13 protein-coding genes and 2 tRNA genes are annotated in these 15319 nt (G+C 64.4%); 13 read left to right on the top strand and 2 right to left on the bottom strand.

From position 1 onward, the window contains the following. Nucleotides 1-36 precede the first annotated feature (36 nt). The 12 genes from ispG to GPA25_RS00830 all read left to right on the top strand — a co-directional run bounded on the left by ispG (nucleotide 37) and on the right by GPA25_RS00830 (nucleotide 12070). Nucleotides 37-1254 (top strand): flavodoxin-dependent (E)-4-hydroxy-3-methylbut-2-enyl-diphosphate synthase, encoded by a 1218-nt coding sequence (gene ispG, locus GPA25_RS00885; protein WP_169258522.1) that lies wholly within the window; start codon nucleotides 37-39, stop codon nucleotides 1252-1254. Nucleotides 1255-1265: 11 nt separating this feature from the next. Then, entirely contained in the window at nucleotides 1266-2582 is a 1317-nt protein-coding gene (gene hisS / locus GPA25_RS00880) for a histidine--tRNA ligase (protein ID WP_169258451.1), read from the top strand. Beyond that, a complete protein-coding gene (locus GPA25_RS00875) occupies nucleotides 2569-3219 on the top strand; it encodes a tetratricopeptide repeat protein (RefSeq protein WP_211162886.1) in 651 nt (216 codons plus the stop codon). Before hisS ends, GPA25_RS00875 begins: the two co-directional genes overlap by 14 nt. 3 nt (nucleotides 3220-3222) lie before the next feature. After that, nucleotides 3223-4365, top strand: a complete 1143-nt coding sequence (bamB, locus tag GPA25_RS00870) for an outer membrane protein assembly factor BamB (protein WP_211162885.1) — start codon at nucleotides 3223-3225, stop codon at nucleotides 4363-4365. Between the two features lie 14 nt (nucleotides 4366-4379). Then, entirely contained in the window at nucleotides 4380-5708 is a 1329-nt protein-coding gene (gene der / locus GPA25_RS00865) for a ribosome biogenesis GTPase Der (RefSeq protein WP_169258449.1), read from the top strand. 99 nt (nucleotides 5709-5807) lie between these two features. Next, the gene (gene hfq, locus GPA25_RS00860) at nucleotides 5808-6053 is read left to right on the top strand and encodes an RNA chaperone Hfq (protein WP_026295813.1); all 246 of its coding nucleotides are present in this window, start codon (nucleotides 5808-5810) and stop codon (nucleotides 6051-6053) included. Between the two features lie 44 nt (nucleotides 6054-6097). Continuing rightward, entirely contained in the window at nucleotides 6098-7255 is a 1158-nt protein-coding gene (gene hflX / locus GPA25_RS00855) for a ribosome rescue GTPase HflX (protein WP_169258448.1), read from the top strand. Nucleotides 7256-7269: 14 nt separating this feature from the next. Then, the gene (gene hflK / locus GPA25_RS00850; protein ID WP_169258447.1) at nucleotides 7270-8523 is read left to right on the top strand and encodes an FtsH protease activity modulator HflK; all 1254 of its coding nucleotides are present in this window, start codon (nucleotides 7270-7272) and stop codon (nucleotides 8521-8523) included. Further along, nucleotides 8523-9404, top strand: a complete 882-nt coding sequence (hflC, locus tag GPA25_RS00845) for a protease modulator HflC (RefSeq protein ID WP_169258446.1) — start codon at nucleotides 8523-8525, stop codon at nucleotides 9402-9404. The genes hflK and hflC overlap by 1 nt, the downstream gene beginning before the upstream one ends. Nucleotides 9405-9408: 4 nt before the next feature. Further along, nucleotides 9409-9594 carry a DUF2065 domain-containing protein gene (locus GPA25_RS00840; RefSeq protein WP_169258445.1) on the top strand — a complete coding sequence of 62 codons (186 nt, stop codon included), beginning with the start codon at nucleotides 9409-9411 and terminating at the stop codon, nucleotides 9592-9594. Nucleotides 9595-9599: 5 nt separating this feature from the next. After that, on the top strand, nucleotides 9600-10754 hold the full coding sequence (locus GPA25_RS00835) for an ATP phosphoribosyltransferase regulatory subunit (protein ID WP_169258444.1): 1155 nt from the start codon (nucleotides 9600-9602) through the stop codon (nucleotides 10752-10754). Between the two features lie 5 nt (nucleotides 10755-10759). Then, complete coding sequence (locus GPA25_RS00830; RefSeq protein ID WP_169258443.1) at nucleotides 10760-12070, top strand: adenylosuccinate synthase; 1311 nt, start codon at nucleotides 10760-10762, stop codon at nucleotides 12068-12070. 196 nt (nucleotides 12071-12266) lie between these two features. On the opposite strand, the gene GPA25_RS00825 is transcribed toward GPA25_RS00830, so the two are convergent. Next, a tRNA-Leu gene (locus GPA25_RS00825) sits at nucleotides 12267-12351 on the bottom strand. A 162-nt stretch (nucleotides 12352-12513) separates the two neighbouring features. After that, nucleotides 12514-12598 (bottom strand) — tRNA-Leu (locus tag GPA25_RS00820). Nucleotides 12599-12648: 50 nt separating this feature from the next. On the opposite strand from GPA25_RS00820, the gene rnr reads away from it, so the two are divergent. Then, a complete protein-coding gene (gene rnr / locus GPA25_RS00815) occupies nucleotides 12649-15282 on the top strand; it encodes a ribonuclease R (RefSeq protein ID WP_169258442.1) in 2634 nt (877 codons plus the stop codon). Nucleotides 15283-15319: the final 37 nt, after the last annotated feature.

Genomic DNA, 15319 nt, shown 5'->3' with positions numbered 1-15319 from the left:
GCAACAAACCCCTCCCTAGAGCGCCCCGCCGCGGCGATGCCGCGTCACCGCACGCGGCAAGTCCGCGTCGGACGCGTGCTGATCGGCTCGGATGCGCCGGTGGTGGTGCAGTCGATGACCAATACCGATACCGTCGACGTGCTTGCGACCGCGATGCAGGTCGCCGAACTCGCGCGTGCCGGTTCGGAACTGGTGCGCATCACGGTCAATAACGAGGCTGCCGCGAAGGCCGTGCCGCATATCCGCGACCGCCTGCTCGCGCTCAACATGGACGTGCCGCTGGTCGGCGACTTCCATTACAACGGTCACAAGCTGCTCGCCGATCACCCGGCCTGCGCCGAGGCGCTCGCCAAGCTGCGGATCAATCCGGGCAACGTCGGCGCCGGCACCAGGCGCGATCCGCAGTTCGCCTCGATCATCGAAATTGCCTGCAAGTACGACAAACCGGTGCGCATCGGCGTCAACTGGGGCAGCCTCGATCCGTCGGTGCTTGCCCGCGTCATGGACCAGAACGCCAAGCGCGCTGAGCCGCGTGACGCCGGCGCGGTGATGCGCGAAGCGCTGGTCGTGTCTGCGCTGGAATCTGCCGTAAAGGCGGAGGAATACGGTCTCGGCGGGGACCGCATCATCCTGTCTGCGAAAGTGTCGAGCGTGCAGGACCTGATCGCGGTGTATCGCGACATGGCAGCGCGCTGCGACTACCCGCTGCACCTTGGGCTCACCGAGGCCGGCATGGGCTCGAAGGGCATTGTCGCATCGACCGCGGCGCTCGCGGTGCTGCTGCAGGAAGGCATCGGCGACACGATCCGCATCTCGCTGACGCCGGAGCCCAACGGCAGCCGCACGCAGGAAGTCGTCGTGGCGCAGGAAATCCTGCAGACCATGGGCTTGCGCGCGTTCACGCCGATGGTCACGGCATGTCCGGGATGTGGGCGGACCACCAGCACTTTCTTCCAGGAACTCGCCTCGGGCATCCAGAACTACGTGCGCGAGCAGATGCCGGTGTGGCGCGAGCAGTACGACGGCGTCGAGAACATGACGCTCGCCGTGATGGGCTGCGTCGTCAACGGGCCGGGCGAAAGCAAGCATGCCAACATCGGCATTTCGCTGCCCGGCACCGGCGAAACCCCGGCGGCGCCGGTATTCGTCGACGGCGAAAAAACGGTTACCCTGCGCGGCGATAACATTGCCGCCGAATTCAAGGCCATCGTGGATAACTACGTGGCGACCAGATACACAAAAAAGGCGGTCTGAACCGTCCCCTTATGACTGAAAAGAAACAAAGCAATCAGACGTTGCAAGCCGTTCGCGGGATGAACGACATCCTGCCCGACGAGGCCGAGGCCTGGGAACATTTCGAGGATATTGTTCGCGACTGGCTGCGCAGCTACGGCTATCGCCCCATCCGCATGCCGATCGTCGAGCCGACGCCGCTGTTCAAGCGCGCCATCGGTGAAGTCACCGACATCGTCGAGAAGGAAATGTACTCCTTCGAGGATGCCCTCAACGGCGAGCTGCTGACGCTGCGTCCGGAAGGCACCGCCTCCTGCGTGCGCGCCGCGATCCAGCACAAGATGCTGTTTGCCGGCCCGCAGCGCCTGTATTACCACGGCCCGATGTTCCGGCACGAGCGTCCGCAGAAAGGGCGTTATCGTCAGTTCCACCAGATTGGCGTCGAGGCGATGGGCTTCGATGGCCCCGACATCGACGCCGAGCACATCCTGATGTGCGCGCGGCTGTGGGACGATCTCGGTCTCGAGGACGTGCGTCTCGAGCTCAATTCGCTCGGTTCCAGCGAGGAGCGAGCACGCCATCGTGCCGAGCTCATCACCTATCTGTCGGCGCACCAGGAGCGCCTGGACGAGGACGCCAAGCGCCGCCTGCATACCAATCCGCTGCGCATCCTCGACACCAAGAATCCTGATCTGCAGGATCTCGTCGAAGCCGCGCCCAAACTGATCGATTTCCTCGGCGACGAATCGCTCAAGCATTTCGATGGCGTGCAGGCCCTGCTCAAGGATGCCGGCATTCCCTACCGCATCAACCCGCGCCTGGTGCGCGGACTCGATTACTACAACCGCACGGTATTCGAGTGGGTGACCACGCGTCTCGGCGCACAGGGAACGGTGTGTGCGGGCGGGCGCTACGACGGCCTGGTCGAGCAGCTCGGCGGCAAGCCTGCGCCGGCCGCCGGGTTCGCGATGGGGGTCGAGCGTCTGCTGGCCTTGTGGCGTGAAGGCGGTGGCGAAGTCGAGCGGGCGCAGCCCGATGTGTATGTCGTGCACCTCGGCGAACAGGCCCAGCGCCTTGCGTTCCGCGCGGCGGAAGCGCTGCGCGGCTATGGCTTCGCCGTGCTGACGCATTGCGGTGGTGGCAGTTTCAAGTCGCAGATGAAGAAGGCCGACGCCAGCGGCGCGCAGCTGGCAGTCGTGATTGGCGAAGACGAAGCCGCCACCGGTGAGGTCGGACTCAAGCCCCTGCGTGGGCCCGGCGGGCAACAACGTGTGGCGCTTGAAGGCATCGCCGATGCGGTGGCCGAATGCCTGTTCATTGACGAAGAGGAAAATGATGGCGGTTTATGATCTGGAAGAGCAGGAACAGATTTCCGAACTGAAGGCCTGGTGGGCCCAGTATGGCAATTTGGTGACCGCGATCGCGGTGGTGGCCGCGCTGGCCTCGGTCGGCTGGCAGGGGTTCCAGTACTACAAGAACAAACAGGCCGGCGAGGCGGGTTCGCTGTATTTCGCGGTGCAGTCTGCCGCGCAGCAGGGCAATGCACAGAAGGCGCGCGAAGCGGCCGGGCAGATCATCGAGAAGTTCCCCGGAACTTCGTATGCCGAGATGGCTGCGCTGATCTCGGCCGGTGTGCAGCTGTCCGCCGGCGACGGCAAGAACGCGCGGGCTCAGCTCGAGTGGCTGCTCGACAAGGGCAACGATGCGGCGCTCAAGGACATTGCACGCCTGCGCCTGGCGGCCGTGCTGCTCGATGAAGGGGCGCATGACGAAGCGCTGGCGCGTCTCGGCGGGACGGCGCCGGCGCCTGCACTCAAGGCACGCTTCGAAGACTTGCGCGGTGACGTGCTGGCGGCCAGCGGCAAGATCGCCGAGGCCCGCAGTGCCTATCAGGCGGCGATCGATGCGTTGGGCGTGGAGGGTGCCGAAGGCGGCGAAACCCTGCGTGAGGTGATTCGCGTCAAGCAACAAGCCCTGGAGGGCTGAGTGATGATGCGACCCCTCTCCGCCCTGGTGTTTTCGGGCTCGCTGGCCCTGCTTGCCGGCTGCTCCTCGCTCAACCCGTTTGCGTCGTCGACGCCCAAGCCTGCGCCGCTCGCGGCGATCCAGCCTTCGGCGGAACTGCGTGCGGTGTGGCAGGTGCGCGTCGGCGCGTCCGGCCCCTACGTGTTCCAGCCGGCGGTCGTGGGCGAGGACGTCTATGCCGCAGCGCATGACGGCGTTGTTGCGCGATACAAGGATGGCCGTCCGGTGTGGACGGCGAACGCCGGCAAGCGCCTTTCGGCCGGTGTGGGCAGCAACGGGCGCCTGGCGGTCGTGGCGACGACCGCCGGCGAGATCGTTGCCCTGGACGCCGAAAATGGATCGGAGCGCTGGCGCTCCCCGGTCGGCGCCGAGGTTCTCGCGCCGCCTGCCGTCGGCGATGCGATCGTTGTGGTGCGTGCCTCGGACAGCCGTCTGATTGGTCTGGATGCCAGCACCGGCGCGCGCCGCTGGGTATTCCAGCGCGCCACGCCGCCCCTCTCGTTGCGCAGTTTTGCCGGCGTCACGCTCGAGAGTGGCGCCGCGCTGGCCGGCTATCCGGGTGGCAAGCTCGTCGCCGTGAGCCTCGCCAACGGTGGGCAACTGTGGGAGCTGACGGTCGCCACGCCGCGTGGCGCGACCGAACTCGAACGCGTTGCTGACATCGCCGGCACGCCGGTGCTCGGGCGCAAGGAAATCTGCGCCGTGTCCTATCAGGGACGCGCCGGGTGTTTCGACGCCAGTAACGGCAACGCGCTGTGGTCGCGCGATTTTTCCAGCAGTGTCGGCATGGATCGGGATACGCGTTTCGTCGTCATTACCGACGACGCAGATACCGTGCATGGGCTTGACGGCGCCAGCGGCGCCAGCGTGTGGAAGCAGGATGCCTTGCCGCGGCGCGCGGTGTCGCGTCCGGTGATCGTCGGCGACTTTGTTGCCATCGGCGATCTCGAGGGTTATGTTCATCTGCTCAACCGCGAAACCGGCGCTTTCGTGGCGCGCACACGTGCCGACAGCAGCGCCATCGCTGCCGACCCGCGCCGCTTCGGGCGCGACGGTTTTGTCATCCAGACGCGGGACGGTGGCGTCCACGTCTATGAGGCCCGCTAAGCGGGAATGAGCGCGTGAAACCCACCATAGTTCTGGTTGGCCGGCCCAACGTCGGCAAATCCACCCTTTTCAACCGCCTGACCCGCACGCGCGATGCGCTTGTTGCGGACCAGCCCGGCCTGACGCGCGATCGCCACTACGGCATCGGCCGAGTCGGTGATCGCGATTACCTGGTGGTGGATACCGCGGGCTTCGACCCCGTCGCCAAGAGCGGGATCATGCACGAAATGGCGCGCCAGGCCGAGCAGGCGATCGCCGAAGCGGACGTGTTGCTGTTCCTCGTCGACGGCCGTGCCGGACTGACGCCGCACGACGAGCAGATCGCCACGCGTCTGCGCCGTGCCGGTCGCCCGGTGCATCTGGTCGTCAACAAGGCCGAGGGCATGGAGCGGACCATGGTGTCGGCCGAGTTTCACGCCCTTGGGCTCGGCGATCCCCTGCCCGTGTCGGCGACGCATGGGGATGGTGTCAAAGAGGTGGTTGATCTCGTGCTGGCGGAGTTTCCCGACGACGCCGAGCCGGAAGACGAGCAGGGGCGCTCCCCCCGCATCGCCATCGTGGGGCGACCCAACGTCGGCAAATCGACCCTCGTAAACAGTCTGCTCGGCGAAGAGCGCGTGATTGCGTTCGACATGCCCGGCACCACGCGCGACGCCATTGCCATTCCTTTTGAACGCGAAGGCCGCAACTACACGCTGATCGACACCGCCGGCCTGCGCCGCCGCGGCAAGGTCTTCGAAGCGGTGGAAAAATTCTCCGTCATCAAGACGCTGCAGGCCATCGAGGAGTGCAACGTGGTCGTGCTGGTGCTCGACGCGTCGCAGGACATCTCCGACCAGGATGCCCATATTGCCGGCTTCATCCTTGATTCCGGCCGCGCGCTGGTGGTGGCCGTCAACAAGTGGGACGACGTCGACGACTACCGTCGCGAACTCATCAAGCAGGATCTCGCGCGCAAGCTCAATTTCCTGTCGTTCGCGCGGTTTCACTACATCTCGGCGCTGAAGGGCGCGGGCGTCGCCGCCGTCATGAAATCGGTCGACGCGGCTTACGCTGCCGCAATGGTCAATTTGTCCACGCCGCGTCTTACCCGCACGCTGCAGGCCGCTCTGGCCAAGCAGGCGCCCCCGCGCCACGGCATTTTCCGCCCGAAGATGCGCTATGCGCACCAGGGGGGCAACAATCCGCCGGTGGTGGTGATCCACGGTGCCGCGCTGGACCACGTGCCGGCATCTTACGTCCGCTTCCTGGAACGTACTTTCATGGAGGCGTTCAAATTGCAGGGCACCCCCTTGCGGATACAGTTCCGAACCGCACACAATCCGTTTATCGGAAAAGAATAATTATCCAACTCCACGCCGGGATGTCGCGTTCGTGCCTTTGTTGCGGCGCAGCATGAAATCCTTTACATTCACAACAAGACAAAGCTTCGAGGTTTGAAAATGAGTAACAAAGGGCAACTACTACAAGACCCGTTCCTGAACACCCTGCGCAGGGAGCATGTCCCCGTGGCGATCTACCTGGTCAATGGCATCAAGCTGCAAGGGCAGATCGAATCGTTCGACCAGTACGTTGTGCTGCTGAAGAACACCGTGACGCAGATGGTGTACAAGCACGCCATCTCGACGGTCGTGCCGGCTCGTCCGGTCAATATCCAGCAGCAGGATTCGGGTGACGGTAATAGCTGAACAGCATCCGCTGCGGCGGCGTCTGCCGACCGCCGCAGGACTCCATGTTTGAGCGCCCCGATTCCGGTGAGCGCGCCGTACTCGTCCAGCTCGACCTGAATCAGGGCGCGCTGGACGAGCGACTTTCCGAACTCAAGCTGTTGACCCTCAGCGCTGGCGCCAGCGTCGAAGCGGTGGTGGGTGGGCGCCGTGCGCGGCCAGATCCGGCACTGTTCGCCGGCCGTGGCAAGGTCGAGGAAATTGCCGAAACGCTGCGTGCGTACGAGGCCGACTTTGTCATTTTCAATCACACCCTGTCGCCGGCCCAGCAACGTAACCTCGAACGGGCGCTGCAGTGTCGCGTCGTCGATCGCACGGCGCTGATCCTTGATATTTTCGCTCAGCGTGCGCGCAGTCACGAGGGCAAGCTGCAAGTCGAACTTGCCCAGCTCGATCACCTGTCCACTCGTCTGGTACGCGGCTGGACTCACCTTGAGCGGCAGAAGGGCGGCATCGGTCTGCGGGGGCCGGGTGAAACCCAGCTCGAAACCGACCGCCGCCTCCTCGGCAAGCGTGTCAAGCTGCTCAAGGAGCGTCTTGCACAGATCGAAAAGCAGCGGCGTGTGCGGCGTCGTGGTCGCGAAGGGCGTAACGTGCTGTCGGTGTCGCTGGTCGGCTACACCAATGCCGGCAAGTCGACGCTGTTCAATTCCCTGACCAAGGCCGGAGCTTATGCGGCCGACCAGTTGTTCGCGACGCTCGATACGACCTCGCGACGCCTGTACGTCGGCGAAGGTGGCAACGTGGTGCTCTCGGATACCGTCGGATTCATCCGCGATTTGCCGCACTCGCTGGTTGCCGCCTTTCACTCCACGCTCGAGGAAACCGCAACTGCGGACCTGCTGCTGCATGTGGTCGATACGGCAAGCGAGGACCGCGAGGCGCAGATTGAAGCCGTTAACCGGGTGCTGACGGAAATCGGTGCCGGCGACGTGCCGCAGATTATGGTCATGAACAAGATCGACCTGACGCGGGTCGAGCCGGCGGTCCAGCGCGACGATTATGGTAAGATCGTCCGCGTTTTTTTGAGCGCCAGAACTGGCGAAGGGCTTGGCTTGCTGCGCGACGCCCTGGCTGAGGTAGCATGCGCGGTGACAGCTGCGCCCGAAGCGCCTTTCGGCGTTTCTCCGAATCTCTCCGACATCGGTCCAATTCAAACGTGATTACAGGCGTTCTAATGTCTCTCAATGACCCACGCTGGGGCAGCAACCAGGGGAATGGCGACGACAAGCGCGGCGACGACAAGCGCGGCGGCAATCAGGGCCCTCCAGACCTCGAGGATCTGTGGCGCGACTTCAATCAGCGTCTTTCCGCCATGTTCGGCAAGCGCGGTCCACGCAGCGGTGGTGGCGGCAATGGCGGAGGTCCGCAGCTGCCGCAGTTGTCGTTCCGCCAGTTCGGCGGCGGTATCGGTGCATTGCTGGTCCTGATCCTGGTGGTGTGGCTTGCCAGCGGCTTCTACATTGTCGAGGCCAACCAGCGCGGCGTGGTGCTGCGCTTCGGCAGCTTCGTCGAAACCACCGAGCCTGGCCTGCGTTGGCGCCTGCCCTATCCCGTCGAAAGCAGCGAGGTGGTCGATCTGACCGGCGTGCGCACGGTGGAAGTCGGCTATCGTGGCTCGGAGCGCAACAAGGTGTTGCGCGAGGCCCTGATGCTTACGGACGACGAGAACATCATCAACATCCAGTTCGCCGTTCAGTACGTGCTTACCAGCCCCGAAAAATACGTGTTCAACAACCGCTATCCTGACGAGTCGGTGATTCAGGCGGCGGAGTCGGCGATGCGTGAGATCGTCGGCAAGAACAAGATGGACTTCGTGTTGTACGAGGGCCGTGAGCAAATGGCGGCCAGCGCGCACGAGTCGATCCAGAAAATCCTCGATCGCTACGATACCGGTATCCAGATCAGCCGCGTGACGATGCAGAACGCCCAGCCGCCCGAGCAGGTGCAAGCGGCATTCGACGACGCCGTCAAGGCCGGTCAGGATCGCGAGCGTCTGCGCAACGAGGGTCAGGCCTACGCGAATGACGTGATTCCGCGTGCGCGAGGCGCCGCGTCGCGCCTGATCGAAGAAGCCAATGGCTATCGCGCCAGTGTCGTCGCCAACGCCGAGGGCGAAGCGAGCCGCTTCAGCCAGGTGCTGGCCGAATACCGCCGTGCGCCGGAAGTCACGCGCGAGCGTCTGTATATCGATACGATGCAGCAGGTGATGTCGAAGACCAGCAAGGTGATGGTCGACGCCAAGGGCAACGGTAACCTGTTGTTCATGCCGTTGGACAAGCTGATGCAGGCAACCGGCAGTGCTTCGGGCGCGCATGAGTCGTCAGCGCCCCCGACCAGTACGGCTGTGCCGGCACCCGCGCCGCGCGCCGACAATACCTTGGATTCGCGCAATCGCGAGCTGCGCGATCGTGAGCGGGGAGAGCGGTAATGCGTGACAAGATGTCGCTTCTTGCAGGTTTTTTGCTGTTCCTCGTGGCCTTGGCCTCGATGACGCTGTTCACCGTCGATCAGCGTCAGTTTGCCGTCGTGTTCCAGCTGGGAGAGATCAAGGAGGTCATCGACAAGCCGGGTCTGAACTTCAAGTGGCCGATGATCCAGAACGTGCGTTACTTCGATCGTCGCATCCTGACGATGGATACGCCGGAACCTGAACGCTTCATCACCGCCGAAAAGAAGAACGTGCTTGTCGATCACTTCGTCAAGTGGCGCATCATCGACCCGCGGCTGTATTACGTGTCGGTGGCCGGAGACGAGGCGCGCGCCCGTACCCGATTGCTGCAGACCGTCAATGGTGGCCTGCGCGAAGAGTTCGGTCGTCGTACGGTGCATGACGTGGTCTCGGGCGCTCGCGAAAAGATCATGGAAGACATGCGCACCCGCGCTGATCTGGATGCGCGCAAGATCGGCGTGCAGATTCTTGACGTGCGCCTCAAGCGTGTCGACCTGCCGCTCGAGGTGTCGGAGTCGGTGTATCGCCGCATGGAAGCCGAGCGCAAGCGTGTCGCGAACGAGCTGCGTTCCGAAGGCGGCGCAATCGCCGAGAAGATTCGCGCCGATGCCGAGCGCCAGCGCGAGGTCATCATTGCCGAGGCTTACCGCGATGCGCAGCAGGCCAGGGGTGCCGGCGACGCGAAGGCAACTGCGATCTACGCGCAGGCGTACGGGCAGAGTCCCGAGTTCTATTCGTTCTATCGCAGCCTCGAAGCCTACCGTTCGAGCTTTGCGAGCAAGAACGACGTGATGGTGGTCGACCCGAGCTCGGAGTTCTTCAGGTTCCTGAAGGACTCCGCCGGGGGCAAGAAGAACTGACCGGATGGGCAACAAGCTGTTGTTGGCCTTCGCACTGATGCTGGTGATCGAAGGCCTCCTGCCCTTTGTCGCGCCAGCCGCCTGGCGCGAAACTTTTTTGCGGCTCGCGCAGATGGCTGACGGGCAGATCCGCTTTATCGGACTGACCTCGATGCTGATCGGCGTGCTGCTACTGTTTGCGTTTTCCTGACAATCATGCGCTGGGTTCTTCCCGATCACATCCAGGACGCGCTGCCGGCCGAGGCTGACAAGCTCGAGCGTCTGCGCCGTCGCCTGCTCGATGCATTCCGCGGTCACGGCTACCAGCTGGTGATTCCGCCGTTGCTCGAATATCTTGATTCGCTGACCACCGGGGCCGGCCAGGATCTCAAGCTGCGCACCTTCAAGCTGGTCGATCAGCTCTCCGGCAAGACCATGGGCGTGCGTGCCGACATGACGCCGCAGGTCGCCCGTATCGACGCGCACCTGCTCAATCGTAGCGGCGTGTCGCGCCTGTGCTACTGCGGCAGTGTGCTGCATGCGCTGCCCTCGACGCTGACGGCGACGCGCGAGCCGCTGCAGCTCGGCGCTGAGCTTTATGGTCACGCCGGTATCGATGCCGATCTCGAAATCATCCACCTGCTTTCCGAGGTAATGCGGCTCGCTGAAGTGCCGGCGAGTCGTATCGATCTCGGGCATGTCGGACTGTTCCGCGTGCTGGCCGCGCGCGCCGGGATGGTGCCCGAGCGCGAGGAAGAGTTGTTCGACCTGCTGCAGGCCAAGGATCTGCCGGGCCTGCGCGAATTGCTCGCCGACGTTGCCGAGCCCGTGCGCTCGGCGCTGCTGGCATTGCCGACGCTGTATGGCGGAGCGGAGGTGCTCGATGAGGCGCGTGCGCGCCTGCCGGACGATGCCGAAATTCGGGCCGCGCTCGACGATCTGGGCAGGTTGGCGGATGCGCTCGCGGATCTGCCGATCAGTTTCGACCTTGCCGATTTGCGTGGCTACCACTATCACAACGGCGTGGTGTTCGCGGCATATGGCAATGGATCGCCGGCCGCGCTCGCCTTGGGCGGCCGCTATGACCGCATCGGTCAGGCTTTCGGCCGCGGGCGGCCGGCCACGGGCTTCAGTCTCGATCTGCGCGAGCTGGCGCTGGGGCTGCCGGACTCGATCCAGGCAGGTGCAATTCTGGCGCCCGCCGATAGTGACGCCGAGCTGCGCAGCGCGGTTGCGCAATTGCGTGCCGAGGGTGAAGTGGTCATGACGGCCCTGCCCGGACACGATGGAAGCTGGAAGGAGGCCGGTTGCGACCGGCAACTCATCAAGCGCGATGACCGCTGGACGGTCGAAGCGCTTCAGGGAGAATGAACTAAATGGCAAAGAACGTAGTGGTTGTCGGTACCCAGTGGGGCGACGAGGGCAAGGGCAAGATCGTCGATTGGCTGACGGATCACGCCAAGGGCGTGGTGCGTTTCCAGGGCGGTCACAATGCCGGCCATACGCTGGTGATCGGGGCCAACGAGTACAAACTGAACCTCGTGCCGTCCGGCATCGTGCGCGAAGGCGTGGCGTGCTACATCGGCAATGGCGTGGTGCTGGACACGCATCACCTGCTGTCCGAGATCCGCGTGCTGGAGGCGGGTGGCATCAAGGTGCGCGAGCGCCTGCGCATCAGCCCGGGCTGCCCGCTGATTCTCGGCTATCACGCCGCCCTCGATCGTGCGCGCGAGGCTGCCAAGAGCGCTGGCGACAAGATCGGCACCACCGGCAAGGGCATCGGGCCGACCTATGAAGACAAGGTCGCACGCCGCGCGCTGCGGGTGTACGACCTGTTCGACCGCGAGCGTTTCGCGGAGAAGCTGCGTGCCAACCTCGAATATCACAACTTTGTGCTGACGCAGCACCTCGGTGCGGAAGCGGTGGAGTTCCAGCCGGTGTTCGACCAGGCGATGGCCGATGCCGAAGAGATCCGGCCGATGGTCGCCGACGTTTCGGCCGAGCTGTACGCGGTGAACAAGTCCGGGGGCAGCCTGCTGTTCGAAGGCGCGCAGGGTACGCTGCTCGACATCGACCACGGCACCTATCCGTTCGTGACCTCGAGCAACTGCGTCGCCGGCCAGGCCGCTGCCGGGTCCGGGGTCGGGCCGGGGCGGCTGCACTACGTGCTGGGGATCACCAAGGCGTACTGCACGCGCGTTGGCGGCGGGCCGTTCCCGACGGAACTCGACATCGAGACGGTGGGCGTTCCCGGCGAGCAGATGTCGTCGAAGGGGCGCGAGTTCGGCACCGTGACGGGGCGCAAGCGCCGCTGCGGCTGGCTCGACCTCGCCGCGCTGAAGCGCTCGATCATCATCAACGGCGTGACCGGGCTGTGCATCACCAAGCTCGACGTGCTCGACGGTCTGGCCGAACTCAAGCTGTGCACCGGCTACATGCTCGACGGTCAGCGCATCGACCTGCTGCCGATGGGGTCCGAGGAAGTGACGCGCTGCGAGCCGATCTTCGAGACGATGGCCGGCTGGAGTGGCACGACCTTCGGCGCGCAGAGCTGGGATGCGTTGCCGCAGGAGGCGCGTGCCTACCTGCACCGCATCGAGGAGATCTGCGAGATTCCGATCGACGTGATCTCGACCGGTCCGGAGCGTGATGAGACCATCCTGCGTCGCCATCCCTTCGGTGCCTGAGAGCGCTTGAACAAGGCTTCAGCGTTTGCCAGCCCGGGGCGGGGTCTTGCCCGCCTCCTCGGCCCGGTGTGCACCCCGGGCCGGCGGCAGCGCGCAGCATGCCTTGCGGAATCCTGTCCGCGCCGGCTACGCATTCTTCGCGCAGCCGGGGCTGAAAAAGCAAAAGCCGGTCGAATGACCGGCTTTTGCTTTGATCTGGTGCCCAGAAGAGGACTCGAACCTCCACGCCTCGCAGCGCTAGTACCTGAAACTAGTGCGTCTACCAATTCCGCCATCTGGGCAAGTGGCCGCATTATAGCGACAAGTCGCTGCCTGGCCAAGAGGGGCGGTGGGGATGTCGGGCCCGACGCAACGGCGCATGTAACCAAACAGCCTGCGAGTGGTCGGAGCACAAATGAACAGGCAACAAAAAAGCCGACTCAAGGTCGGCTTTCCTGCAAAACTGGTGCCCAGAAGAGGACTCGAACCTCCACGCCTCGCAGCGCTAGTACCTGAAACTAGTGCGTCTACCAATTCCGCCATCTGGGCAAGAGCCGCGCATTATAAGCACGAATAAGAGAATGTCAATGACTGAAAAAATGAAAAGACAAAAAAGCAAAACGAACGCCGCTGCGAACGCGGCCGGATCCCATCAGCCCAGCGCTATCCGGCGCGCCGATCCGTTCTACGAACGCGAGTCGGCCGAATACGAGCACCCGCTGCCGAGCCGTGAATACGTCGAACAGACGCTGGCGGAGCAGGGCGTGCCGATGACATTCGAGCAGTTGTGCGCGGCGCTCGATGTGCGCGAAGACGAGGCGGTGCTGTTTGAACGCCGCCTGCGTGCGATGGGACGCGACGGACAGCTGATCCGTAACCGGCGCGACGCCTACTTGCTGCCGGACAAGGCGGACCTGATCCGCGGACGCGTTGCCGGCCATGCGGATGGCTTCGGTTTCCTGATCCGCGATGACAAGCAGCCGGACGTGTTCCTCGGACCGAAGGAGATGCGCGAAGTACTGCATGGCGATCGCGTGATCGCCCGCATCACCGGGCTGGACCGGCGTGGACGCCCCGAGGGCAAGGTGGTGGAGGTGCTCGATCGCGCGAACAAGCGCGTGGTCGGGCGGGTGCTGAACGAGCATGGCGTGCAGGTGGTGGTGCCGGAGAATCGGCGCATTGCGCAGGACATTCTGGTGGCGCCGGGGGGCAAGAAGGCTTTGCCGGGGCAGGTGGTCACCGTCGAACTGATCGAGCAGCCCACCAAGTTCGCCCAGCCCATCGGACGCGTGATCGAGGTGCTGGGCAATTATGCAGATCCGGGCATGGAGATCGAGATCGCGCTGCGCAAGCACGAACTGCCGTTCGAGTTCTCGCCGGAAGCGAAGGCCGAGACGCGCAAGCTGCCGGCGGCGGTGCGCAAGAAGGACTGGGCGGGGCGCGAGGACATCACCAGGCTACCGCTGGTGACGATCGACGGCGAGACCGCGAGGGATTTCGACGACGCGGTGTATTGCGAGCGTCAGGGACGTGGCTATCGGCTGATCGTTGCGATTGCCGACGTGTCGCATTACGTGCAGCCGGGCAGCGCGCTGGACGAGGAATCGCAGGAGCGCGGCAATTCGGTGTACTTTCCGCGCCGCGTGATACCGATGCTGCCGGAGAAGCTTAGCAACGGGCTGTGCTCGCTCAACCCGCAGGTCGAACGCCTGTGCATGGTGTGCGACATGAGCATCTCGCTGACCGGCGCGATCAAGGCGTACCGCTTCTACCCGGGCGTGATGTTCTCGCACGCGCGCCTGACCTACAACCAGGTGGCGGCGGCGCTGTATGACAAGGATGCCGCCGCACTCGAAACCGTCGGGGCGCTGTTGCCGCACCTGGAAAACCTCGACAAGTTGTTCCGCGTGCTGCTGAAGGCGCGTGCGAAGCGCGGTGCGATCGATTTCGAGACCACCGAGACTCGCATGATCTTCGACGACACAGGCAAGATCGAGCGCATCGTGGCGGAGGTGCGCAACGACGCGCACCGCCTCATCGAGGAATGCATGCTGGCGGCGAACGTGTGCGCGTCGGATTTCCTGCAGACGCGCGAGCATCCGGCACTGTATCGGGTGCATGAGGGGCCGACGCCGGAGAAGCTGGAGAAGCTGCGCGGATTCCTCGCGGAGTTTGGTCTGGGCGTCGGCGGTGGTGACGATCCGAAGGCGGGCGATTACGCGAAGCTGCTGGACAAGGTGAAGGACCGGCCGGACGCGCAGCTGCTGCAGACGGTGATGCTGCGTTCGCTGCGCCAGGCGGTGTATAGCCCGGACAACGTCGGTCACTTCGGTCTGGCGTACGAAGCCTATACGCATTTCACTTCGCCGATCCGGCGCTATCCGGACCTGCTGGTGCATCGCTCGATCAAGGCGGCGCTCGAGAACCGCACCTACGAAGCGGGCGACTGGGACGCGATCGGGCTGCATTGCTCGGCGACCGAGCGCCGCGCCGACGATGCGACGCGCGACGTCGTCGCGTGGCTGAAGTGCTACTACATGCAGGACAAGGTCGGTGCAGAGTTTTCCGGCAGCGTGTCGGCGGTGGTACCCTTCGGCCTCTTCGTCGCCCTCGACGATATTTTCATCGAGGGCCTGGTGCATATATCGGATCTCGGCAGCGATTATTTCCACTTCGACGAGACCCGTCATGAGCTGGCCGGGGAGCGCACCGGGGTGCGCCACCGCCTGTCGGACCGGGTGCGGGTGCAGGTCGTGCGCGTCGACCTCGAGACGACGAAGATCGACTTCCGCCTGATCGAAGGGGCTTCGCGCCCGACCGAACGGGAAGGCAAGACCGAGAAGGATCGCGCCCGGTCCAGTCGCGACGCGGCGCCGCGTGAGCGTGCCGTCGCAGGTCGCGGCGCGCAGGATACACGGCCCGCCGGGCGGGGTGACGCGGCGAAGGTGGCGAAGGGGGGGCAGGAGAGCAAGCTGGCCAAGGTCGTCGCGGCTGCGGCAGCCACGGTTGCCGATCCGGCACCCCGGTCGGCGACGAAGAAAAAAGCCGCGGCCAAGCCGGCGCAGGCGAAGACTGCCGCCAAACCGGCGAAAGCGAAGACGCCGGCGAAGGCAGCGCCGGTGAGCACGGACGCGCAGGCGCCTGCGGCCCGCAAGCCGAAGAAGGCCGTAGTTGCTGTAACTGATATTGATGAATCCGCAGGATCTGCAAAGAAAGGCAAACGTCGTGGCTAACAAACCTTCAAGTCGTTCCCGTTCGCAACACGCGGGC

Origin of the sequence: Aromatoleum diolicum (assembly GCF_012910955.1) — a bacterium.
Lineage (GTDB): Bacteria > Pseudomonadota > Gammaproteobacteria > Burkholderiales > Rhodocyclaceae > Aromatoleum > Aromatoleum diolicum.
Note: the sequence above shows the minus strand (reverse complement) of the source record. Positions and strands in the feature narration are given on the sequence as shown.